The sequence below is a fragment of the Streptomyces sp. ALI-76-A genome (assembly GCF_030287445.1).
In the GTDB taxonomy this organism is placed as follows: domain Bacteria; phylum Actinomycetota; class Actinomycetes; order Streptomycetales; family Streptomycetaceae; genus Streptomyces.
Genome location: NZ_JASVWB010000002.1, coordinates 7,534,965 through 7,556,404 on the forward strand (window position 1 = coordinate 7,534,965; position 21,440 = coordinate 7,556,404).

Below are 21,440 nucleotides of genomic sequence, written 5' to 3' on the forward strand. Positions count from 1 at the left end.
CCCGGCGCCCCCAACCAGCAAGGAACCAGACATGACCGCCCCGTCGCCCCGTGACCGTCTCCTCCGCGCCGGCCTCTCCGCAGGCTTCGCCGACCTCGTCCTCCGGGAGCACGCCCACATGCTCGCCGAGACCATCCGCCACCGGGACTACGACCCAGGAGCGGTGGAGCCGGTGCACTTGACCGTCCAGGCCGACGCCGACTTGATCGACCCCGAGGTGCAGCCGTGACTCTCGTCCCCGCGCACGCCCGCCCCTGGCGCTGCCGCTGCGGCCACCGCCACGACCCCACCGCCACCATCTGCCGCTTCACCGGAATCCCACGGGACTGGACATGACCGACGACGCGCGCGACATCCGCCGAGCGAGCCTCCGCAACCTCCTCGACCGCGCAGCCCGCGGCGCCCTCGTCAACCCCGACGAAGGCGCCCTCCTCCGCCAGCACGTCGAAGCCGAGATCCGCGCCGCCGACCAGCTGCTCCACCGGGAGCGCACTGACACCGAGGCCATCGCCCGGGTGCGGACGTGGGCGCAGGCCGCCATCGACGCAGGTGATACCGGACCCGGCGTAGCAATCGGACGACTCGTGATCAGCGTGATCGACGAGCTGACGAACAACGCTGAACAACCCGGGCGAACAACCGTGAACAACCCGGCAGCGACCCAAGCGACCGAACCCCGCGAGCACTGCGGCCACCTTGCACCCACCACACTCCTCACCACCCGCCCCACCGAATGCGTCCTCCCACCCGGACACTCCGGCAGCCACGCCGACGACCGCGGCTGCCGCTGGTGGCCCATCCCCGACCAGGAGCAGCCGTGACAGCCGTCGTCCCGTGCAGCAGCAAGGGCCGCCCCGGATGGGTGAAGGTCGTCAAAGGCGGCCAGTACGAATGCGTGCGCTGCGGCCGCCGCTGGCCGATGGGGCAGGGCAGCAGCCACCCGCAGGACTGACCTGCGTGGCATCCTGTGTCGCGAGCGCCCCTTGCGCGGCAGGGGGCGCTCACGCATTCGAACACGACGCGGCCCGCCAGCCAGTACCCCTACGGCCGGCGGGCCGAGCACCCCCAAGGGTGCCCCTCGCGAGGACCACGACCGTAAGCCCACACCCGGCCGAACCGAAAGATGTCGGCCCCATTGACCTGAAACCATCGCACAGGCAGCCTGAACCCCCACGCACCAGGCAAGGGGGACCCATGCCCGACAGCCACCGTGTCATCAGCCGCAAATACCCCGACGACCGCCGCGTCATCGCCGTCGTCGAGGACACCGACACCCCTGACCGGAAGAGCGACGACGAGATCCTCGACGCGATGGAGGAATGGGGCCGCGAGCGCCAGCTCCGCGCGGTGGAGGACCCTGAGTAGGTCAGTGCTCCCACACGTCTGGTCCGCCACCCCGCCACTCGATCAGCCCCGACCCGGCGACGTCCAGCTCGTCCCAGCCCTCCAGGCCGGCGTGCTGCAAGAACACCGTCAGATCCTGCAACGAGTACGCAGTCCCGAGGATCTTCCCGTCGACACGCACCCGGCGGCCGCCCGTCTCGGAGGGCGGGTACACGATCACGGGGCGGTCGGAAGCCATGACCCCAGCGTCACCCCGGCGAGGTGGCCGCGCATGCGGGGGGCGTCTGTCGGTGGCGGCGGGTAGCGTGTGGGTGCTGGCTGTCGCAAGCTGCTGCCGACAGGCTGGCCCGCTCTCGACCCGGGAGGGTACGGGGCGGAGGACAGCATGACGCCCGGCCGCGTGAACCGTGGCCGGGCGTAGCTGTAGGCGGGCCTACTCGGCGGCCAACCGCTCCCGGTATGCGGCCTCACCCTGCATGCGGTATTTGCTGACCACGGACTGCGAGACGCCCAACCCCTCGGCGACTTCGGCTGTGGTGAGGCCCTGCTCGACGGCCAGGTAAACGCGGATCTTGAACCGGGTGTCGGCGTCCTGCGCGGCCTCATACGACAGTCGGACGTCCGCGTGCAGCGCTTCACGGACGTGCGGCGGCCAGTCGATCCGCTTCCGCGCCGTCACGGACGCCATTCCTCGCGGTAGCCAGGTCGGTCCGCGTAGGGCAGGGCGAGCGCTCGAAGGATCGGGGTCACCGCGTCCAGTACCTCACCGAGCGCCGGGAACGGTACCGGGGAGGGATTGACGACCTCCTTCGCAAGCTTGCCGTGCCAGTGCGCGCACTCGGCGAGGATGCGCCGCTTGGCGTCGATCTCCCGCAGCACCCGCGCCGGAGACCATGCGGAGCGCCGCCACTCTGGTGGCTGGACCGTGTCCTCCACCCACTGACCGCCGATCCTCCGGCGCGTCGTAGTCGTCCGCTTCAGCGCCTCCTCGGCTGCCTGCTGGTCCTCGTCGAGCTGGGCCGTCAGCCACTGCACGAGTTCATCCACTCTGCGCCTCCGCATCCTTCTTCGCCGGTCGCTTCGTGCCGCGCAGCCCCTTGGCGATCTGCTGCGCCCGCGTCGGGTGCACGCCCAGTACGTTGCCGATCTGCTGCCACGTCATCCCCGAGTCCTTCATCCGCTGGACCCGCGCCTGACGCAGCTCCCGCAGGCGCGCGTGGTGGTCCGGCCAGGTATCGAGTACCTGCGTGACCGCCTTGGCGCACGCCTCGTCGTCCTGCATCTGCTCCAGGCGCTCGATGGCTTCCAAGAGTCGACGCACCTCCTCGACCTGCTCGTCCACTGACGCTCCCTCCGTGCCGTGGAGCGCGACACCCCGACTCTAGACCCTAGGGTCTTGCATCGCATAGACCCTAGGGTCTAACGTGCTGAGGCAGGGGGAGCCGCACCCGGTTCCCTGCAACGCACAACGGCCCCGTCCCGCTGAGTTGGCGCTCCGGGACGGGGCCAGGCCCACCTCAACCATCACGAAAAGGCAGGCCCTGATGGCCAACCGTACCGATCACCAGCACCCGAAGCACGACCCCCGCACCTGCAACCTGTGCAGCAGCCTCCGCCACCCCGCACAAGCCGCCCAAGGCCGCGCCCTCGCCAAGCACCTCGCCGCCAACCCCTTCCCCCAGCAAGGGGCCCGAGCATGAGCGAGCAGCCGAACACCCCGCCCGACGACGGCACCCCGGCCAACGACCCCGCCGCCGCCCTCCACTGGGCTGCCGTCGCGATGGGCCTCGCCGAAGCCCGCACCGAGCAGGGCAACCCGCTCACCGACGACGAGCACGCCGACTACGACCGCTACCAGGACGCCGCCCACGCCCACGGGTTCACCGAGGAGCAGGTCCGCGAGTACCTCGCCGAATACCGGAAGGCGGTGTCCCGGTGAGCCGCCCGCCCGGACACCACGCCGTCCGCATCCTCGCCCTCATCGCCCTCGCGCTGACCCTCGCCAGCTTCGCGGTCGTCCTCGCCGGAGGTGGCCACTGATGGGCGACACCTTCGGCGGCACACACCACCGCCCCCAACGCGACGGCCGAGGCCGCTCCCAACGGGAGCTGCAAGACCGGGCCAGCTACGACAACCAGCCCCAACTCGGCTGCGGCGCAGCGCTCCTGCTCTGCATCCTCGCCCTGGCCGCGGCCATCGGGGCGGTGATCGCGTGATGGGCGAGCGCTTCTGGTACGGCCTCGGCATCCTCGCCTCGATCGCGTCCGGCGTGTTCGCCGTCGTGTGGATGTCGACGCACTGAACCACTCCCGATCGGCCGGCCCGCGCGCACTCCGTTCCCCCACGGGCGCGCGGGCCGGTCCCCATCCCGCTCCCGGAGGAGCACCGTGAAGACCGACCGACCACCGAAGGACGAACCCGCCCCCCGCATCGTCCACGGCGCCCGCATCCTCGCCGCGCTCTCCGTCATCTGGTCCGGCTACGCCATCAGCGACCTCATGCACTCCGGCCCCTGGGGCGTCACCGTCGCCATCGCTGGAGACATCGGCTGGATCACCGTCCTGTGGGCCGAAGCCAACCGCGTCCGCATCTGGGACCGCACCTGGCCGGCCGCCGCGGCGGGCTGGCTCATCGCCGTCGGTGTCGGTGTCCTCCTCGCCGTGCACGGCACCCAGGGTCCGGACGGATCGTGGGCCAAGGCCATGGCCGGGGTGCTGGTCATCGCCGTCAGCAAGATCGTGTGGATGTTCGCGCTCGCCGCGACTGTCGACCGGACGGCCCTCACCCCCGAGCAAGAGGCAGAGATCGACTCGGTCATCCGTGACTCGTCGTACACCGCGCAGCTGCACGAGGCCCGCGCGGACGCTGAGATCGCCCGCATCTGGGCCGAGACGCGAACCGCGCTCGCCCGGGACGACGCCGACTTCGAGGTGACCCTGGAACGGGTCCGCAAGCGTGCCGAGCTCCACCGCCGGGCGCCGCTCGCCCTGCCCCCGGCGTCCGCCTCGGATTCTGCCGGGCCGGGGTTCGACGAGGTGGCCGAGCAGGCGATCGAGGTGATCGGCGAACAGGCCGAGCAACCCCCGAGCGCGCTCGCGAACAACCCGAACAACCCGAGCGAGCAGATCGCGAACAAGGCCGCGACCAGCCCGAACCCTGCGATCGGTCAGCCGAGTCTCGCCGATCTCGTCCGCGAACAGATCGCGATCAACCCGAACAACGCTGACGCGATCCGAGGCGTGCTGGCCGCCCGGCCTGACGCCAACAAGGAGAGCGTCGCCGCGGCTGTCCGCCGTGAGCGCGCCAAGACCCGCTCCAAGGGAGGCTACGCATGAGCCACCAGCCGGGAGCCGACGAGCTCCGCATGCGCGCCATCCTCCGCAAGCACCACGTCGGCCCCGACCCGGCGCCCGTGAGCGCACCGCCGAGGCCGACCGCACGTCCGCGGGACTGGCTCGACGACATCATCAAGACCGACCTCGCACCCGCCGCGCCGCCCCCGCCGGCCGAACAGCCGAAGCCCACCGCGCCGCCCAAGAACCCCGCGCCCGCGAAGACCCCGGCCGAGGCGGAGAAGAGGAAGAAGCACAGGAACCGGCCCGGCCCGGACACCCCGCACACCCCCTGGGACTCCCGCCCCGAAGACCCCCGCCAGTCCCTCGCCGACGCCTGGGACCGCATCCCGTACCGGCTGAAGTGGCTGGCCTACCACGGCAGCGCCGCCTACCTCGGCTGGACCGTCGGCCTCGTCGGCTACGCCACCTACGTCACCGCATGGATCGCCGACACCGGCCTGATCGGCCCGCAAGCGATCTTCTGGTACGTCGCCGCCGGCGCGACCGCCCTGCTGTACCGGCGCACCCGCTCCTGGTGGCGGCCCATCGCCTGGCTCGCCGCCGTCCCCGCCACCTCCACCATCGCCGGCGTGCTCCTGTACGCCCCCACCCAGTAAGGATCCCGCTGTGACCAGCGTGTTCGGCAACCTCGGCCCGGTCGGCCTCGCCTTCGTGCTGACCGTGCTGCTCATCTTCGGCATCCCCGGCGGGGGCAAGCTGAAGCCGCTCGGCTGGTGGCCGACGCTGATCCTCTCGATGCTCGCCGGGTCCGCGTACAAGGCAGCAGGCGGCCCCTTCAAGATCGTTCCGGACTTTGTGGGCAGCATCATCGCCACCATCAACGGCGTCATTCCCGGTCTGACCATGCCCGCGCTCGCCCTCGCTACCGCGATCTTCATCCTCTTCAAGAAGCTCACCACGAAGCAGATCGGCATCCTCGGGATCTTCTTCTGGTACATCGCCGCAGGCGCGGGCGGCACTTGGTCGTACATCTCCTCGGCGCCGCCGGAGGCGGAGGTGATCTGCCGGACCCACGCGTGCGTCCGCTCCCGGTCGGCGGCGGGCACCCCCATGACCTCGCTGACGACGGAGACCGGGAAGGGTTCGAGGACCCGCTCCACCAGGTCGGCCGGCGGCCCGTCCCGCACCACACCGTCCACCAGCGCGTCGAGCGTCTCCTGGGCCCGGGCGCGCAGCCGTTCCGTCGCGTCGACGGTGAACGCGCCGGCGACCGCCTCGCGCAGCCGGTCGTGGTCGGGCTGGTCGGCGAACGCGAGCGAGCCGGGCCGCGGCGCGAAGTGCGGTTCCGTGCGCGTTACCTGACGACGCGTCACCTCGGCGCGGCTGAACCGGGGGTCCTCGCTGAGCGCCTGGACGTCCTTGTAGCGGGTGGCCAGCCACGCCCATCCCTCACCGTGCGGCAGCTGGACACGGACCAGCGGGCCCTGGCGCATGAACTCGGCGAGCAGGGGATCGAACTCCGTCCCCTTCAGGCCGAGCGTGGGCCAGTGCCGCACCGGAGGCGGTGCCTGTCCGGTCAGCGTGGTGGTTTCCTCGGTCATGCCCCCACCCTCGTCGCCGCCCTGTGGCCTGTCGCGCGGGAGTGCTCCAGCCGGAGGTCAGCCGGTCACGGCGTCGACGAGCGCGGCCAGGGCGCGGGCCAGCCGGTCCAGGCCGGGTCCGGCGGGGCCGCCCGGCTCGCTCATGTACGTGTCCCGGCGGATCTCCACCATCAGGGCGCTCACCCGGGGGTCCTCGCCGTAGAACTCCAGCGGGACGTACGTGCCGCCGAACGGGCTGTCGAGTCCGGTCTCCCCGCACTCCGCGAACGCCTCGCGCGCCGCGCCGAGCAGCCCGCCCGGGGTGTGGAAGGAGTCGGTGCCCAGGCAGACCGGCGGCCGGGGACCGTCGCCGTGCAGCTCGTAGGGCAGCGCCCGGGTGGGGTAGGAGTGCACGTCGATGATCACGGCCCGCCCCGCGACGGCCAGCCGGTCGGCCACCGCGTCCGTCATCGCCCGCGCGTACGGCCGGAAGTACCGCGCGATCAACGGCTCGGGGTCGGTGTCCGCGGGCCGCAGCGGCGCGCGGTGCGTGGTGCTCGTGTACACGGCGCCCATCCCCACGGCGAGCATCTCCTCCCGCTCGTCCGGGAACCGCTCCGGGTCCACGACCAGCCGGGACAGCCGGTTGACGAACCGCCAGGGGGTGACAGCGCACAGTCCTGCCGCCGCCTCGGCGAGTTCCGCGGTGTGCGCGTCGACGAGGTGGTCCAGCTCCCGCTCCAGTTCCTCGTCGTCGAGCAGGATGCCGGCCCGCACGTCCGCCGGTGTCTGTCGCGCGGAGTGCGGCACATGGAGGAGCACGGGGGAGTCCGCCGCGCCCGGCAGCAGCGCGAAGGACGGTTCGGCGGAAGGCGTCATGCGGCTGCTCCGGAGGCGTTGTCAGTGGGGTGGTGCACGATCAAGGTGCCACATCGACGACGCCGAGGAAGGGCGGGGCCGCAGCATGCCCGTCAGCAACCAGCAGGTGACCGCACACCCCTTTCTCAAGGGGCTCTACGAGGACGACTACTACCCCGACCACGTGCTGGACCGGGGCAGGGAGATCCTGCTGCGGCTGTGCGAGCGCATCGAGACCGAACGGCCCGTCGGCCTCGCGGCGCTGTACGCGCTGACCCATGCCGCCACCGACGAGTTCAACGACCTCCAGGCCGCCTTCGAGGAGGCCGGCAGTGACATCGAGACGGTCGCCCGGGAGGAGATAGCCGAGGACTTCGCGTATGTCGCCGACGCCTACGGCTTCACGGACGCCGACATCGAGGAACTGATCGCCACCCGCGACTGGTGAGACACGGCTCCGCCCCGGCCGGGCATTGCCGGCCGGGGCGGAGCCACCTGCGGACCCTCAGGGAGCGTGGCGTCAGCTCAGGGACGCCAGCGCCTCGTTCCACGTGGCCGACGGGCGCATGATCTTCGCGGCCTTGGCCGGGTCGGGCTGGTAGTAGCCGCCGATGTCGGCGGGCTCGCCCTGGACGGCGTTCAGCTCGTCGACGATCTTCTGCTCGTTGGCGGCGAGCGTCTCGGCGTGCGCGGCGAAGGCCTTCGCCAGGTCCGTGTCCTCGGTCTGCTTCGCCAGCTCCTGCGCCCAGTACAGGGACAGGTAGAAGTGGCTGCCGCGGTTGTCGATGCCGCCGACGCGACGGGTCGGCGACTTGTCCTCGTTGAGGAAGGTCGCCGTGGCGCGGTCGAGGGCGTCGGCGAGGACCTTGGCCCGCGCGTTGTCGGTGACCGTCGCGAACTGCTCCAGGGACGGGACCAGCGCGAAGAACTCACCGAGGGAGTCCCAGCGCAGGTAGTTCTCCTTGACCAGCTGCTGCACGTGCTTCGGCGCGGAGCCGCCGGCACCCGTCTCGAACAGGCCGCCGCCCGCCATCAGCGGGACGACCGAGAGCATCTTGGCGCTGGTGCCCAGCTCCAGGATCGGGAACAGGTCGGTGAGGTAGTCACGCAGGACGTTGCCGGTCACCGAGATGGTGTCCTCGCCGCGGCGGATGCGCTCCACCGACAGCTTGGTGGCCTCCACCGGGTTGAGGATCCGGATGTCCAGGCCCTCGGTGTCGTGCTCCGGCAGGTACGCGTCGACCTTGGCGATCAGGTTGGCGTCGTGCGCGCGGGTCTCGTCCAGCCAGAAGACGGCCGGGTTGCCGGTGGCGCGGGCGCGGGTGACGGCCAGCTTGACCCAGTCGCGGATCGGGGCGTCCTTGGTCTGGCAGGCGCGGAAGATGTCACCGGCGGAGACGGCCTGCTCGATGACGACGTTCCCGGCCTGGTCGACCAGGCGGACCGTGCCGGTGGCCGGGATCTCGAACGTCTTGTCGTGGCTGCCGTACTCCTCGGCCTTCTGCGCCATCAGGCCGACGTTCGGGACCGAACCCATGGTCGACGGGTCGTAGGCGCCGTTGGCGCGGCAGTCGTCGATCACGGCCTGGTAGACGCCGGAGTAGCTGGAGTCCGGCAGCACCGCGAGGGTGTCGGCCTCCTGGCCGTCCGGGCCCCACATGTGGCCGGAGGTGCGGATCATGGCCGGCATCGAGGCGTCGACGATGACGTCGGACGGCACGTGCAGGTTGGTGATGCCCTTGTCGGAGTCGACCATCGCCAGGGCCGGGCCCTCGGCGAGCTCGGCGTCGAAGGAGGCCTTGATCTCGGCGCCCTCGGGCAGGGCCTCCAGACCCTTGTGGATGCCGCCCAGACCGTCGTTCGGGGTCAGGCCGGCCGCGGCGAGTGTCTCGCCGTACTTCGCGAACGTCTTAGGGAAGAAGGCGCGCACCACGTGACCGAAGATGATCGGGTCGGAGACCTTCATCATCGTGGCCTTGAGGTGCACGGAGAACAGCACGCCCTCGGCCTTGGCCCGGGCGATCTGCGCGGTGAGGAACTCCCGCAGCGGCGCGACGTGCATGACGGAGGCGTCGACGACCTCGCCCTCGAGGACCGGTACGGACTCGCGCAGCACGGTGGTGGAGCCGTCGTCGCCGACCAGCTCGATCCGCAGCGAGCCGGCCTCGGAGATCACCACGGACTTCTCGGTGGAGCGGAAGTCGTCCACACCCATGGTCGCCACGTTGGTCCTGGACTCGGGGGTCCAGGCGCCCATGCGGTGCGGGTGGGTCTTGGCGTAGTTCTTGACCGAGGCGGGGGCCCGGCGGTCGGAGTTGCCCTCCCGCAGGACCGGGTTGACCGCGGAGCCCTTGACCTTGTCGTAGCGGGCGCGGATGTCGCGCTCCTCGTCGGTCTTCGGGTCGTCCGGGTAGTCCGGCAGCGCGTAGCCCTGGCTCTGCAGCTCGGCGACCGCGGCCTTGAGCTGCGGGATCGACGCCGAGATGTTCGGCAGCTTGATGATGTTCGCCTCGGGCGTCTTGGCGAGTTCGCCGAGCTCCGCCAGGGCGTCCGGGATCCGCTGGTCCTCGGTGAGGTACTCCGGGAACAGGGCGACGATGCGGCCGGCCAGCGAGATGTCACGCGTCTCCACGGTGACACCCGCCTGCGAGGCGTACGCCTGGACCACCGGCAGGAAGGAATACGTCGCCAGGGCCGGGGCCTCGTCAGTGTGCGTATAGATGATGGTCGAGTCAGTCACCGGGTGCTCCGCTCCACGTCTGCAACATTGCTCGACATCAAGATATCTCCTGGGTGCCCCGGTCTCGACAGCGGTCCTCGGCCTACTTCCGGAGAAGTTCTGCGTCCGACGAGGCAACCGATTGGTCTGATGTTGTGGTCATGCAAAGTTGATCGCCCTCTGACCGACGGCCGGAACCGACCAACCGGCCGCCCGAGCGAAAGCGGACCATGAGATATCGCACCAGAGTGACGGCGCCGGCCACCGCACTGATCGGCACCGCCGCGGCACTGACCGTGGGCTCAGTCGCCCACGCGGCCCCGGCGGCCTCGTCACCGGGCGCCGAGACCCTCGGCGACCCCGTCTTCCCCAGCCTCGGCAACGACGGCTACCGGGTCTCCGCGTACGTGCTGGATTTCGCGTACGACGCCACCACCCGGCTCGTCACCGCCACGGCGACCCTGCGGATCCGCACCACCCAGGCCCTGAGCCGCTTCTCCCTGGACGCCCTCGGCCTGGACATAACCTCCGTCAGCGTCGCGGGCCGCGGGGCAGGCTTCGAGCAGGTGGGGGAGAAGCTGCGGATCACGCCCGTCAGCAGCCTGCCGGACCAGTGCGCGGCCACCGTCGTCGTGGCGTACACCGCGGACCCGCGCCGCTCCCTCGCGCACACCGCCTGGGTCGCCACCCCGGACGGCTTCGCCGTGTGCCCGCAGCCGGACTCGGCGCACACCGTCTTCCCCTGCAACGACCACCCGCAGGACAAGGCGGACTTCACCTTCCGCCTCACCGTGCCCAGCGGGCTGCGCGGCGTGGCGAGCGGTTCCCTGGTGAACACCGAGACCCTCGCCGACGGCCGGGTGGCCTACACCTACCGGTCCCGTGAGCCGATCGCCACCGAGGTCGTGCAGATCACCGTGGGCGACTACGTGGTCAAGAGCCGGCCGGGCCCGCACGGGCTGCCCCTCAGGGACGTCGTGCCGACCGCGCGCGCCGCCGCCCTGGAGCCCGCGCTCTCGCTCACGCCGGGGCTGGTGAGCTGGGTCGAGCAGCGGCTGGGCGCCTACCCGTTCGAGACGTACGGGCTGCTGCCCTGCAACTCCGACGACCCGGCCGCCTTCGACTTCACGGGCCTGGAGACGCAGACCCTCACGCTGTACAAGCCGAACTACCTCCTCCAGGAGGAGTCGAAGATCGGCTCGCACATGATGCACGAGCTGGTCCACTCCTACTTCGGCAACAGTGTCAGCCCCGCCACCTGGGCCGACCTGTGGCTGAACGAGGGCCACGCCGACTTCTACGGGCTGCTGTACCGCTACGAGCGTGGCTGGGCCGACTCGATCGGCCTGACCACCATGGAAGCCCGCATGCAGAACACCTACGCGCGCGGCGACCAGTGGCGCAAATCCTCCGGACCGGTCGCCTCGCCCAACGCGGCGAACCTCTTCGACAGCCAGCGCTACCTGGGCGGCGTCCTCGTCCTGTACGCGCTGCGGCAATTGGTCGGCGAGACGGTGTTCGGCTCCATCGAGCGCACCTTCCTGGAGCGGTACCGCGACTCGGCGGCCTCGACGCAGGACTACATCGCCGTCGCCTCGGAGGTCTCCGGCCAGGACCTGTCCGGCTTCCTGGGGGACTGGCTGTTCGGCACCAAGACCCCCCGGATGCCCGGCCACCCGGACTGGACGGTCACGCCGGCGACCGCGTCGCTCGTCGCGCCGAACAGCCGCAGGGGCGGGCACTACCACGACAACTCGGCCACCCTGTAGGGGCCCGGCCGAGGTGAGGCAGCCGCGGTAGGGGCTCAGTCGAGCCGGACGGAGGGAACCTCGTCCGGCTCGAACTGGGCGCCCCGCTGCTGCGGGATGACCACCGCGCCGTGCTGGAGCGCCACGGTCCGGGTGGGCGCCGGGATCCGGATGCCCTCCTCGCGGTAGCGCCGGTGCAGGCGCTTGATGAACTCGTGCTTGATCCGGTACTGGTCGCTGAACTCGCCGACGCCCAGGATGACCGTGAAGCCGATGCGGGAGTCGCCGAAGGTGTGGAAACGGACCAGCGGCTCGTGATCGGGCAGGGCCCCGGTGATCTCGGTCATCACCTCGGCGACGACCTCGATGGTCACCCGCTCGACGTGCTCCAGGTCGCTGTCGTAGGCCACCCCCGCCTGCACCAGGATCGTCAACTCCTGCTCAGGACGCATGTAGTTGGTCATGTTCGTCTTGGCGAGCTCCCCGTTGGGGATGACGACCAGGTTGTTGGAGAGCGAACGGATCGTCGTCTGGCGCCAGTTGATGTCCTCGACGTAGCCCTCCTCGCCGCTGCTCAGCCTGATGTAGTCGCCGCGCTGGACGGTCTTGGAGGCGAGGATGTGGATGCCCGCGAACAGGTTGGCCAGCGTGTCCTGGAGGGCGAGAGCGACGGCCAGGCCACCGACCCCGAGGGCGGTGAGCATGGGCGCTATGGAGATGCCCAGCGTCTGTAGCACCACCAGGAAACCGATCGCGAGGACCAGCACCCGGGTGATGTTGACGAAGATCGTGGCCGATCCGGCGACACCGGAACGGGACTGGGTGACCGTCTGCATCAGCCCGGCGACGATCCGGGCCACCGCCACCGTGACGACGAAGATCAGCAGCACGGTCAGGACCTGGTTGACGGTGTGCTGGACGCCGGCGACCAGCGGCAGCGCCGCCGCGGCGGACGCGGCACCGCCCGCCACCGCGGCCCACGGCAGCACCGTCCGCAGCGCGTCCACGATGACGTCGTCACCGCCCCAGTTGGTGCGGTCGGCGTGCTTGCGCAGCCAGCGCAGCAGCATGCGCAGCCCGAACGCCGCCAGCAGGCCCGCGGCCACCGCGATGCCGGCGATGACCAGGTCGTCCACGGTGAGGTCGCGCTTCACCGGTCACCTCCGGGGAGAAGGACTGCGGCGACGGCCTGCGCCGACGGCCGGATGTGAAGTTGCGTCACGTTGCCACCTGCTCGATTCCGGGATGTGCGGTCGCGCCGGCCGGGAAGCCCCCCCGTGGCCGACGCGACCGCTCATCCTGCCGTATCCGGTACGGAAGTTCGTAACGGAACCGACGCCGGATCGCGCGGTTTCAGACGATTCCCTCGGCCAGCTCGGCCTGTTCCCGGTCGGTGTAGGCGGCCGTGGTGGGTGTGCCGTACGAGCGGCGGGCGACGAACCACCACACCGTGGCCAGGATCAGGACGACGGCGAGGGCGACGGACGCGTAGTTCATGGTGTCCGCCGTCACCGGTGACGACTGCGGCAGGCAGAACAGCACCGTCACACAGGCCACCCACACCACCGCGATCCAGCCGACCGGCCTGCTCCACCGGCCCAGGTTCCACGGACCCGGCTGGAAACGGTCGCCCGCGCGCAGACGCAACAGCACGGGAATGGCGTACGCCGGTGTGATGCCGATGACGTTGATGGCGGTCACCGCGCCGTACGCGGTCGTCGAGTACAGGGAGGGCAGGGCCAGCACGCAGGCGACCGCCACCGACAGCCACACGGCGGCGACCGGGGTCTGGGTGCGGGCGCTGACCGTGCGCCACAGCGCCGAGCCCGGCAGGGCCTTGTCCCGGCTGAACGCGAACACCATCCGGCTGGCCGCTGCCACCTCCGCGTTGCCGCAGAACAGCTGCGCCACGATCACCACGAGCAGCAGCGCGCTCGCGCCGTCCGTGCCCAGACCGTCGAGGAGGATCTGCGCGGGGGGCACCCCGGTCTCGCTGGCCCGCGTGGCGTCGTAGTCCTGGATGGCGAAGGTGAGACCGGCGAGCAGCACGAAACCCGCGATCCACGACACCCAGATGGAACGCACGATGCCCTTCGCGGCCGACACCGACGCGTTGGACGTCTCCTCCGACAGGTGCGCCGAGGCGTCGTAGCCGGAGAACGTGTACTGCGCGAGCAGCAGACCGATGGCGGCCACGTACACCGGGTTGGACCAGCCGGTCTCGTTGACGAACTCGGTGAACACGAAGGACGGCGACTGGTGGTGGTCGGGGACGATCGCGAGCGCGCCCACGATGATCGCCACGCCCGCCAGGTGCCACCAGACGGATATCGAGTTGAGCACGCTGACCAGCCGCACGCCGAACAGGTTCAGCACGGCGTGCAGCAGCAGGATCACCATGAAGATCAGCATCGTCTTCTCAGGCGTCGGCTCGAAGCCCCACTGGAGGTTCATGAACGCCCCGGTGAACAGAGCGGCGCCGTAGTCGATGCCGGCGATGGCGCCGAGCAGGCCGAGCAGATTCAGCCAGCCCGTGTACCAGCCCCAGCGGCGCCCGCCGAGCCGGTCGGCCATGTAGTAGAGGGCACCGGACGTCGGATACGCGCTGGTGACCTCCGCCAGCGCGAGTCCCACGCACAGCACGAACAGACCGACGCCCGCCCAGCCCCACAGCATCACGGCGGGACCGCCGGCGCCCATCCCGAAGCCGTACAGGGTCATGCAGCCGGACAGGATCGAGATCACCGAGAAGCTGATCGCGAAGTTGCCGAAGCCGCCCATGCGGCGGGCGAGGACCGGCCGGTAGCCGAGCTCGCGCAGGCGCCGCTCCTCGTCGTCCTGCGGCACGCCCGGGGACGTCGACGGCTCGGGGCTGGGAGACATGGTGGGACCTCCGGTGAGGGAACGGGGGAAACGGTTGGGGCGTCAGGCGCCGGGTCCGCGCGCCGCCGACCGGCTGCGCGCACGGGCCTGGAGGAAGAGCTGCACGGCCTCGGACTGGTCGCCCGGAGCCGCGGCCCGCTGGGTCCAGGGCAGGGGGGTGTAGTACGGCCCGATCGCCTCGAACACCCGGGCCGCGTCCTCGAACCGCAGCGCTCCCCACAGGGCGTGGGCCAGGTGGTTGAGGTCGAGCGGGGAGCGTTCGTCCGGCCGGGACCGCTCGAACCAGGACGTGTACGCCCGGCCCGCCTCACGGGTGGCGTCGTCGGCCACCCAGTACAGGTCCAGGGCGGCGGCCCGCCCGCTGCCGCGCCGGTAGCGCTCGACCCGGACGTACAGCGGCAGCAGGTGCAGCGCGGAGCCCGGCGGCGCGGATCCGGCCACCGAGTGGGCGTAGCCGGCCGCCTCCGCCAGCCGGTCCGACGCCGCCTGCGCGTACAGGAACTGGAGCACGCGGTGGTGGGCCTCGCGGTTGTACGGGTCGCGCTTGTCGGCCTCGGCCAGCAGGCCCCACGGGCCGGGCGGCAGCATCGGTCCGGGCGGCGCCACCCGGTGTTCCGCCCACAGCTGCCGCCGGTCCAGCTGGGCGAGCGCCAGCAGGCACACCCACGGCACCGGGTCCCGGGGCGCGGCCCGGGTGGCGGCGTCGCTCACGTCCCAGGCCTCGATCCACAGTTCGTGCGTCCGGCGGTGCCCGTCGCGCCGGGCCCGCAGCGCGCGCTCCACCGCGACCCGGGCCTGCATCACCGCCGCCGGGACGCTGTGCGGCTCCTCGGCGAGCCAGGCGCGCACCACGTCGGTGCCGGCCGCCGCCGCGGCCAGGACCTGGGTGCGCTGCGTCCACTGCCACCAGACCGTGGTCCGCTCCAGCAGGGCGCGCATCGACATCCAGCGTCCGGCGCGCACCTCCTGGAGGGCGGCGCGGAGTTCGGCGTCGTGGCCCGCGGGGTCGTACACGGGGCGAGCTCCGTCTCTGGCCATCAGCCCGCCCCGGACGTCGGGCCGGGCAGGACGGCGGGGTGGAGTAACAACAGCCCTCCTCCGGGCGGCGGTTGAGGAGATCGCGGTGGTCGGCGGTCACTATAGGGCGGCCGGCCGCACGTCACGCCCGGTTCCCGGATCCTTTCGAACTTCTTTGCCCCTGCCCCCGGTTGACCGGCGGCCGGCCCGTGGCCGGGAGTGCGTCGTCGCTGGTGGGCGGTGCTTGACGCGGTGCGGGAGGCGGCGGCAGGCTGTCGGGCTGTGATCACCGAGAAAGGGGTGTGATGACCGGTCCGGTACTCGCCGTCGACCAGGGCACGTCCGGCACCAAGGCGCTGGTGATCTGCCCCGAACGCGGCGTCATCGGCACCGGGTTCGCCGCCGTACGGCCCCGCCATCTGCCCGGCGGGCTGGTGGAGGCCGACCCGGCCGAGCTGTACGGCTCGGTGGTCGAGGCGGGGACCCGCGCCCTGGCCGAGGCCGGGGAACCCGTCGTCGCGCTGGGCCTGGCCAACCAGGGCGAGACCGTGCTCGCCTGGGACCCGGCGACCGGCCGCCCGCTCACCGACGCCCTGGTCTGGCAGGACCGCCGGGCCGAGAGCGTGTGCGCCCGACTCTCCGACCACGCCGACGAGTTGCGTCAGCTGACCGGCCTGCCCCTCGACCCGTACTTCGCCGCGCCCAAGATGGCCTGGATTCGACGGCACCTCACGGCGGAGGGAGTCGTCACCACCAGCGACGCCCATCTGGTCCACCGCCTCACCGGCGCCTACGTCACGGACGCCGCCACCGCGGGACGGACCCAGTTGCTGGACCTCGACCGGGTGGAGTGGTCGCCGCGGGCGCTGGACCTCTACGGCCTGTCCGGTGAGCGGCTGCCGGAGGTCGTCGACGCCGCCGTCCCCGTCGGCACCACCACGGCCTTCGGCCCCGAGATCCCGCTCACCGCTCTCGTCGTCGACCAGCAGGCCGCCCTGCTTGCCCAGCGGATCACCGCACCCGGCGGCGCCAAGTGCACCTACGGCACCGGGGCGTTCCTGCTCGCCCACACCGGCGACACCCCCACCCGGGGAACCTCCGGACTGGTCAGCTGTGTGGCCTGGCGGCTCGGCGGACGTACCAGCTACTGCCTCGACGGGCAGGTGTACACGGCCGCCTCCGCCGTCCGCTGGCTCACCGACCTCGGCGTGATCGGCGGCGCCGCCGACCTCGACTCCGTGGGGGGCGGGGTGCCCGACAGCGGGGGCGTCACCTTCGTCCCGGCCCTCGCCGGACTCGCCGCCCCCTGGTGGCGCGGCGACCTGCGCGGCTCGCTCACCGGCCTCGGCCTCGACACCGGCCCAGGGCACCTGGTGCGCGCGCTGTGCGAAGGCCTGGCGGCGCAGGTGGTCTCGCTCGCCGAGGCCGCCGCGGCCGACCTCGGCGACCCCCTCGACGTGCTGCGCGTCGACGGTGGCCTGACCCGCTCGGCCCTGCTCATGCAGACCCAGGCCGACCTCCTGCAACGCCCCGTCGAGGTGTCCGCCCTCCCCGATGCGACCGCGCTCGGCGTGGGCGCCCTGGCCCGGCTCGGCGCGGACCCGGACCTGACACTCGCCGAGGCCCTCCCGCACTGGAAGCCCGCCGCCGTCTACGAACCCCGCATCACCGCCGACGAGGCCGCCGCACGCCTCGCGGTGTTCACCGCCGCCGTGACCGCGCTGCTCGACAGGAGGCCCGGATGAGGGGCGTCCGGCGGGGGGTGGCTGTTCCGCGAACCCAGGCGCGGGCGCAGGCGCAGGCGCGGGTGCCGCCGGGGCGGGGCCGCGGGGCGCGTGTCACGGCCGGTGGAGGCCCGGGGCGGCCGGCGGGGTTCACCGCCGTGACCGAGTCGCCCGGCCGGAGGTCCGGATGACGGTCACCCGGCGCGGGGCGCTGCCTTCGGTGACGTACGACGTGGTGGTGGTCGGGGCCGGGGTCGTCGGGTGTGCGATCGGCCGTGCCCTCGCCCGGCATCCGGGGCTGCGGGCCGCCCTCGTCGAGGCGGGGGACGACGTCGGTCAGGGCACCTCGAAGGCCAACACCGCGATCCTGCACACCGGTTTCGACGCGGTGCCCGGTTCCCTGGAAGCCCGTCTGGTCCGTGAGGGCGCGCGGCTGCTGGCCGGGTACGCCGCCGAGTGCGGCATCCCCGTCGAACCCGTCGGCGCGCTCCTCGTCGCCTGGGACGAGGAACAGCTCACCGCGCTGCCCCGCCTCGCCGCGAAGGCCGAACGCAACGAGTACCGGGACACCCGCCTGATCGGCCCGGCCGAGCTGTACGCCCGCGAACCGCACCTCGGCCCCGGCGCGCTCGGTGCCCTGCACGTGCCCGGCGAGAGCGTCGTCTGCCCCTGGACGACGACCCTCGCGTACGCCACCCAGGCCGTCCGCCACGGCGTCGACCTGCACCTCGACTGCCGGGTGCGGAGGACGAGCCGGCGGGCGGGCATCCACGTCCTCGACACCGACCGGGGCGCCCTGCGCGCCCGGTGGCTGGTCAACGCGGCCGGGCTGCACGCCGACACGCTCGACCGGCACCTCGGCCACGACGACTTCACCGTCACCCCGCGCCGCGGTCAGCTCCTCGTCTTCGACAAGTTCGCCCGCGCCCTCGTCCGCCACATCCTGCTGCCCGTCCCCACGGCCCTCGGCAAGGGCGTCCTGGTCGCCCCCACGGTGTACGGCAACGTCCTGCTCGGTCCCACCGCCGAGGACCTCGACGACAGACGCGCCACCGGCACCACCGCCGACGGTCTCGCCCTTCTCCGGGACCAGGGCCGGCGCATCCTGCCCGGCCTGCTCGACGAGGAGGTCACCGCCGTGTACGCGGGCCTGCGCGCCGCCACCGAGCACGACGACTACCGTGTCTCGGCGCACCCCGGGCAGGCGTACGTCACCGTCGGCGGCATCCGTTCCACCGGCCTGACGGCTTCCCTCGCCCTCGCCGGCCACGTGACGGGGCTGCTCGCCGAAGCGGGCCTGGACCTCGGCCCGGCCCGCGAGCTCGACCCGGTCCGCATGCCCAACCTCGGCGAGGCCTTCCCGCGCCCCTACCGGCGGCCCGACCTGATCGCGGCCGACCCGGAGTACGGCACCCTCGTCTGCCACTGCGAGCGCGTCTCCCGCGGTGAGATCCGTGACGCGCTCACCGGCCCGGTCCCGCCCGCCGGCCTCGACGGCCTGCGCCGCCGCACCCGGGCCGGGGCGGGCCGCTGCCAGGGGTTCTACTGCGGTGCGGCGGTGCGCGAACTGTTCGAGCGGGCGAGCCGATGAGGGCCGTACGCGGGAGGGGCGGGGCCGGCCCGGGCGGCGCGCGAGGCGGGACGGCCGTACGGGACTCGGCCGGGCAGGAGGCCGGCGGTCTCCGCACGCCTCCCGGCCGCAGGACGCGCGGTGCCGCGGTGCCCGGCCGCCGGTCCGGGGAGGGCCGGGCGTGAGCGCCGAGCGTGCCGTCGACGTGCTCGTCGTCGGCGCCGGCCCGGCCGGTCTCGCCGCCGCCGCCCGGCTGGCGGCCGCCGGTGCCGGCCGGGTCGAGGTCCTGGACCGGGAGCAGCAGCCGGGGGGAGTCCCCCGGCACTGCGCCCACGGCGGCTACGGCACCGCGCTGCGCCCGCTCACCGGCCCCGCGTACGCCCACGCGCTGGTCACCGCCGCCGAGCACGCCGGAGCCGTCGTACGCACCGGGGTGACGGCCCTCGACTGGGCCGGGCCCCTGGCGCTGGACACCGTCGGCCCGCACGGGCCGCGGACCCTCCACGCGCGGGCGGTCGTCCTGGCCACCGGGGCCCGCGAACGGCCCCGCGCCGCCCGGCTCGTGCCCGGCACGCGCCCGGCCGGGGTGTACACCACCGGGGAACTCCAGCAGGCCGTGCACCTGTACGGCCGGTCCGTCGGCAGCCGCGCGGTGGTGGTCGGCGCGGAGGACGTCTCCTACACCGCCGCCGACACGGTACGGGCCGCCGGGGCCCGGGTCGTGGCGATGGTCACCGACCTGCCCCGTCCGCAGACCGCGTCCGCCCGCGCCCTCGACGCCCGCCTGCGCCGCGGCGTCCCGCTGCTCACCGCCACCACGGTCACCGAACTCGTCGGCCACGGGCGGCTGTCGGGCGTGCGGGTACGCCACCACGACGGCCGGACGGCCCTGCTGCCCTGCGACACCGTCGTGTTCACCGGCGACTTCGTGCCGGAGCACGAACTGGCCCGGCGCGGCGGGCTCACCCTCGACAGCGGCACCCGCGGCCCGGCCGTCGACGGCTCGCTGCACACCTCGCGCCCCGGCGTGTTCGCCGCCGGCAGCGTCCTGCACGCCGTCGAGAGCGCGGCCACGGCGGCCCGCGAAGGCGTGCACGTGGCCGACGCCGTCCTGCGGACACTCGCCGGAGCCGAACCGTCCGACGGCGTCCCCCTGCTCGTCGCGCCACCGCTGCGCTGGATCGCCCCCAACCGCGTCACCCCGGCCGACCGGCTGCCGTACGTCCTGCGCACGTCGGTCCCGCTGTCCCGGCCGGTCCTGCGGGTCACCCAGGACGGCCGCGTCCTGCACCGGGCCCGCCTGTCACCGCGTACGGTCCTGCCGAACCGCACCCTGACCCTGACGGCCCGCTGGACCGGTCGCGTGGACCCGAAAGGCGGGCCCGTACGGGTCATGGTCCGACCCGGGGTGGTGGTCAGATGATCTTCCGCTGGACCAGGCGGTCGGCGTCAGGGCTATCGGCGTCAGGGGACCGGACCAGCGCCGTCGGCTCCCAGGGCCAGGGGGCACGTGGTGAGGTTCCGGTGGGCGAGGAGCAGGGCCCCGGGGCCGGTGGTCGGGGCGTCTGCGGTTGCCGGGGCCTCGGAGGGCGGGTTGGCGGGAGGGCGTCCGGCCGGCCGTGGCGGTCAGATGATCTTCAGCCGGACCAGGGCGGCCAGCGTCAGCGCTCCCGGGACCAGGGGGAGCCACACGGTGATGATCCGGTAGGCGAGGACCACGGCCGTGGCGACGGCGGCCGGGCCGCCCGCCGCCACCAGGGCCACCACCAGCGCCGCCTCCACGGAACCGATCCCGCCCGGCGTGGGCACCAGCGCGACGGCGACCGTGGCCGCCAGATACGCGAGTGCCATGTGCGCGGGCGGCACCGGCAGCCCCAGGGCCTTCCCCACCGCGACCAGGCCGGCCGCCTGGAGCGCGGGGAAGGCGAGCGAGCCGCCCCACAGGGCGAGCGCCCGGGCGGGCCGGGTGTGCACCGAGCGCGCCTCGCCCAGCGCGGTCCGCAGGAACGAGAGCGCGGCCGTACGCAGCCGTCGTACGCACGCGAGCACGCCCACGGCGACGAGCAGGGCGGCGACGGCGGCCAGCAGCAGCGGGCCGACCGCCCCGTCCGGCAGGAGGGCGCCGAGGCGCAGCGCGCCGGGGAAGGCGACGAACAGCGCGGCGAGCAGGGCCAGCCGGCCGATCGCCTCGGCCAGCAGATACAGCGCGAGCCCCGCGGACGAGCGGGCGAGCGGAAGTCCGCACACCGTCATGAAGCGCAGGTTGACCGCGCTCGCGCCCAGGCCGGTCGGCAGCAGGTGGTTGGCCGCGCCCGCCGCGAACTGGGTGGCCAGCAGCCGCCCTTTGGGCAGCGGCTCGACGACGGCACCCTGCCGGGTGGTCGCGGCGGCCACCCAGGTCAGACAGGTGGTACCGACCGCGACCGCCAGCCAGGGCCACTCGGCGTTCGTCAGATGGCCGAAGCCCTCGGCGAGCACCGACCGGTGCCGGACCGCGACGACGGTGACGAGCAGGAGCGGAACGACGCACAGGATCTGACGTATCCGACGGGCGGGGACGCGACGGGGGAGTCGTCCCTCGGGGAGGTCGGTGAGGTGGGGGAGGTGGGGGACCTTGGGGATCTCGGGCATGTCGGGGACGTGTACCGCTGTCACAGTGGGAGAGGTTGTCCACCCCGCGCCAACTGCGGGTTGCGGAAGC

The 21,440-nt window shown here is 72.7% G+C and carries 24 protein-coding genes and 1 pseudogene; 14 read left to right on the forward strand and 11 right to left on the reverse strand.

Annotated features, from left to right (window positions below):
• Positions 1 to 31: 31 nt before the first annotated feature.
• The 4 genes from QQS16_RS34520 (at position 32) to QQS16_RS34535 (ending at position 1,365) form a co-directional block, all read left to right on the forward strand.
• A complete protein-coding gene (locus tag QQS16_RS34520; protein WP_286065985.1) occupies positions 32 to 229 on the forward strand; it encodes a hypothetical protein in 198 nt (65 codons plus the stop codon).
• 103 nt (positions 230 to 332) lie between these two features.
• A complete protein-coding gene (locus tag QQS16_RS34525; protein WP_286065986.1) occupies positions 333 to 821 on the forward strand; it encodes a hypothetical protein in 489 nt (162 codons plus the stop codon).
• Positions 818 to 952, forward strand: a complete 135-nt coding sequence (locus QQS16_RS34530; protein ID WP_286065987.1) for a hypothetical protein — start codon at positions 818 to 820, stop codon at positions 950 to 952. Before QQS16_RS34525 ends, QQS16_RS34530 begins: the two co-directional genes overlap by 4 nt.
• Before the next feature lie 242 nt (positions 953 to 1,194).
• A complete protein-coding gene (locus QQS16_RS34535) occupies positions 1,195 to 1,365 on the forward strand; it encodes a hypothetical protein (RefSeq protein ID WP_286065988.1) in 171 nt (56 codons plus the stop codon).
• 1 nt (position 1,366) lies between these two features.
• On the opposite strand, the gene QQS16_RS34540 is transcribed toward QQS16_RS34535, so the two are convergent.
• The 4 genes from QQS16_RS34540 to QQS16_RS34555 all read right to left on the reverse strand — a co-directional run bounded on the left by QQS16_RS34540 (position 1,367) and on the right by QQS16_RS34555 (position 2,686).
• Entirely contained in the window at positions 1,367 to 1,582 is a 216-nt protein-coding gene (locus tag QQS16_RS34540) for a hypothetical protein (RefSeq protein WP_286065989.1), read from the reverse strand.
• Between the two features lie 195 nt (positions 1,583 to 1,777).
• On the reverse strand, positions 1,778 to 2,023 hold the full coding sequence (locus tag QQS16_RS34545; protein ID WP_286065990.1) for a hypothetical protein: 246 nt from the start codon (positions 2,021 to 2,023) through the stop codon (positions 1,778 to 1,780).
• Complete coding sequence (locus QQS16_RS34550; protein WP_286065991.1) at positions 2,020 to 2,391, reverse strand: DUF6221 family protein; 372 nt, start codon at positions 2,389 to 2,391, stop codon at positions 2,020 to 2,022. The genes QQS16_RS34545 and QQS16_RS34550 overlap by 4 nt, the downstream gene beginning before the upstream one ends.
• Positions 2,384 to 2,686: a hypothetical protein gene (locus QQS16_RS34555; RefSeq protein ID WP_286065992.1), complete on the reverse strand. Its 303-nt coding sequence runs from the start codon at positions 2,684 to 2,686 to the stop codon at positions 2,384 to 2,386. The genes QQS16_RS34550 and QQS16_RS34555 overlap by 8 nt, the downstream gene beginning before the upstream one ends.
• 202 nt (positions 2,687 to 2,888) lie before the next feature.
• On the opposite strand from QQS16_RS34555, the gene QQS16_RS34560 reads away from it, so the two are divergent.
• From QQS16_RS34560 to QQS16_RS34580, 5 genes are all read left to right on the forward strand, one after another.
• Positions 2,889 to 3,044 carry a hypothetical protein gene (locus QQS16_RS34560; RefSeq protein ID WP_286065993.1) on the forward strand — a complete coding sequence of 52 codons (156 nt, stop codon included), beginning with the start codon at positions 2,889 to 2,891 and terminating at the stop codon, positions 3,042 to 3,044.
• Positions 3,041 to 3,283 carry a hypothetical protein gene (locus QQS16_RS34565; RefSeq protein ID WP_286065994.1) on the forward strand — a complete coding sequence of 81 codons (243 nt, stop codon included), beginning with the start codon at positions 3,041 to 3,043 and terminating at the stop codon, positions 3,281 to 3,283. Before QQS16_RS34560 ends, QQS16_RS34565 begins: the two co-directional genes overlap by 4 nt.
• Before the next feature lie 100 nt (positions 3,284 to 3,383).
• Positions 3,384 to 3,560: a hypothetical protein gene (locus tag QQS16_RS34570; RefSeq protein ID WP_286065995.1), complete on the forward strand. Its 177-nt coding sequence runs from the start codon at positions 3,384 to 3,386 to the stop codon at positions 3,558 to 3,560.
• Between the two features lie 171 nt (positions 3,561 to 3,731).
• The gene (locus QQS16_RS34575; protein ID WP_286065996.1) at positions 3,732 to 4,679 is read left to right on the forward strand and encodes a hypothetical protein; all 948 of its coding nucleotides are present in this window, start codon (positions 3,732 to 3,734) and stop codon (positions 4,677 to 4,679) included.
• On the forward strand, positions 4,676 to 5,296 hold the full coding sequence (locus tag QQS16_RS34580; protein ID WP_286066584.1) for a hypothetical protein: 621 nt from the start codon (positions 4,676 to 4,678) through the stop codon (positions 5,294 to 5,296). The genes QQS16_RS34575 and QQS16_RS34580 overlap by 4 nt, the downstream gene beginning before the upstream one ends.
• A 378-nt stretch (positions 5,297 to 5,674) precedes the next feature.
• Here the strand turns inward: QQS16_RS34580 and QQS16_RS34585 are convergent.
• Positions 5,675 to 6,241, reverse strand: a pseudogene (locus QQS16_RS34585) (cytochrome P450 family protein); the annotation flags it as partial.
• A 57-nt stretch (positions 6,242 to 6,298) separates the two neighbouring features.
• The gene (locus tag QQS16_RS34590) at positions 6,299 to 7,099 is read right to left on the reverse strand and encodes an N-formylglutamate amidohydrolase (protein WP_286065997.1); all 801 of its coding nucleotides are present in this window, start codon (positions 7,097 to 7,099) and stop codon (positions 6,299 to 6,301) included.
• An 85-nt stretch (positions 7,100 to 7,184) separates the two neighbouring features.
• On the opposite strand from QQS16_RS34590, the gene QQS16_RS34595 reads away from it, so the two are divergent.
• Positions 7,185 to 7,526 (forward strand): DUF5713 family protein, encoded by a 342-nt coding sequence (locus QQS16_RS34595; protein WP_286065998.1) that lies wholly within the window; start codon positions 7,185 to 7,187, stop codon positions 7,524 to 7,526.
• Positions 7,527 to 7,598: 72 nt separating this feature from the next.
• Here QQS16_RS34595 and QQS16_RS34600 read toward each other — a convergent pair whose 3' ends face one another.
• Positions 7,599 to 9,818 carry an NADP-dependent isocitrate dehydrogenase gene (locus QQS16_RS34600; RefSeq protein ID WP_286065999.1) on the reverse strand — a complete coding sequence of 740 codons (2,220 nt, stop codon included), beginning with the start codon at positions 9,816 to 9,818 and terminating at the stop codon, positions 7,599 to 7,601.
• 209 nt (positions 9,819 to 10,027) lie between these two features.
• Here QQS16_RS34600 and QQS16_RS34605 point away from each other — a divergent pair, with 209 nt between their 5' ends.
• Positions 10,028 to 11,566: a M1 family metallopeptidase gene (locus QQS16_RS34605; RefSeq protein ID WP_286066000.1), complete on the forward strand. Its 1,539-nt coding sequence runs from the start codon at positions 10,028 to 10,030 to the stop codon at positions 11,564 to 11,566.
• 35 nt (positions 11,567 to 11,601) lie between these two features.
• On the opposite strand, the gene QQS16_RS34610 is transcribed toward QQS16_RS34605, so the two are convergent.
• From QQS16_RS34610 to QQS16_RS34620, 3 genes are all read right to left on the reverse strand, one after another.
• Positions 11,602 to 12,699: a mechanosensitive ion channel family protein gene (locus QQS16_RS34610; protein ID WP_286066001.1), complete on the reverse strand. Its 1,098-nt coding sequence runs from the start codon at positions 12,697 to 12,699 to the stop codon at positions 11,602 to 11,604.
• A 199-nt stretch (positions 12,700 to 12,898) separates the two neighbouring features.
• Entirely contained in the window at positions 12,899 to 14,428 is a 1,530-nt protein-coding gene (locus QQS16_RS34615) for an amino acid permease (protein WP_286066002.1), read from the reverse strand.
• A gap of 42 nt (positions 14,429 to 14,470) precedes the next feature.
• Positions 14,471 to 15,466, reverse strand: a complete 996-nt coding sequence (locus QQS16_RS34620) for a hypothetical protein (RefSeq protein WP_286066003.1) — start codon at positions 15,464 to 15,466, stop codon at positions 14,471 to 14,473.
• A gap of 284 nt (positions 15,467 to 15,750) precedes the next feature.
• On the opposite strand from QQS16_RS34620, the gene QQS16_RS34625 reads away from it, so the two are divergent.
• The 3 genes from QQS16_RS34625 to QQS16_RS34635 all read left to right on the forward strand — a co-directional run bounded on the left by QQS16_RS34625 (position 15,751) and on the right by QQS16_RS34635 (position 20,162).
• Positions 15,751 to 17,190 (forward strand): FGGY family carbohydrate kinase, encoded by a 1,440-nt coding sequence (locus tag QQS16_RS34625; RefSeq protein ID WP_286066004.1) that lies wholly within the window; start codon positions 15,751 to 15,753, stop codon positions 17,188 to 17,190.
• A 166-nt stretch (positions 17,191 to 17,356) separates the two neighbouring features.
• Positions 17,357 to 18,760: an FAD-dependent oxidoreductase gene (locus QQS16_RS34630; RefSeq protein WP_286066005.1), complete on the forward strand. Its 1,404-nt coding sequence runs from the start codon at positions 17,357 to 17,359 to the stop codon at positions 18,758 to 18,760.
• A gap of 160 nt (positions 18,761 to 18,920) precedes the next feature.
• Positions 18,921 to 20,162: an NAD(P)/FAD-dependent oxidoreductase gene (locus QQS16_RS34635; RefSeq protein ID WP_286066006.1), complete on the forward strand. Its 1,242-nt coding sequence runs from the start codon at positions 18,921 to 18,923 to the stop codon at positions 20,160 to 20,162.
• A 203-nt stretch (positions 20,163 to 20,365) separates the two neighbouring features.
• Here QQS16_RS34635 and QQS16_RS34640 read toward each other — a convergent pair whose 3' ends face one another.
• Entirely contained in the window at positions 20,366 to 21,370 is a 1,005-nt protein-coding gene (locus tag QQS16_RS34640; protein WP_286066007.1) for a lysylphosphatidylglycerol synthase transmembrane domain-containing protein, read from the reverse strand.
• Positions 21,371 to 21,440 lie beyond the last annotated feature (70 nt).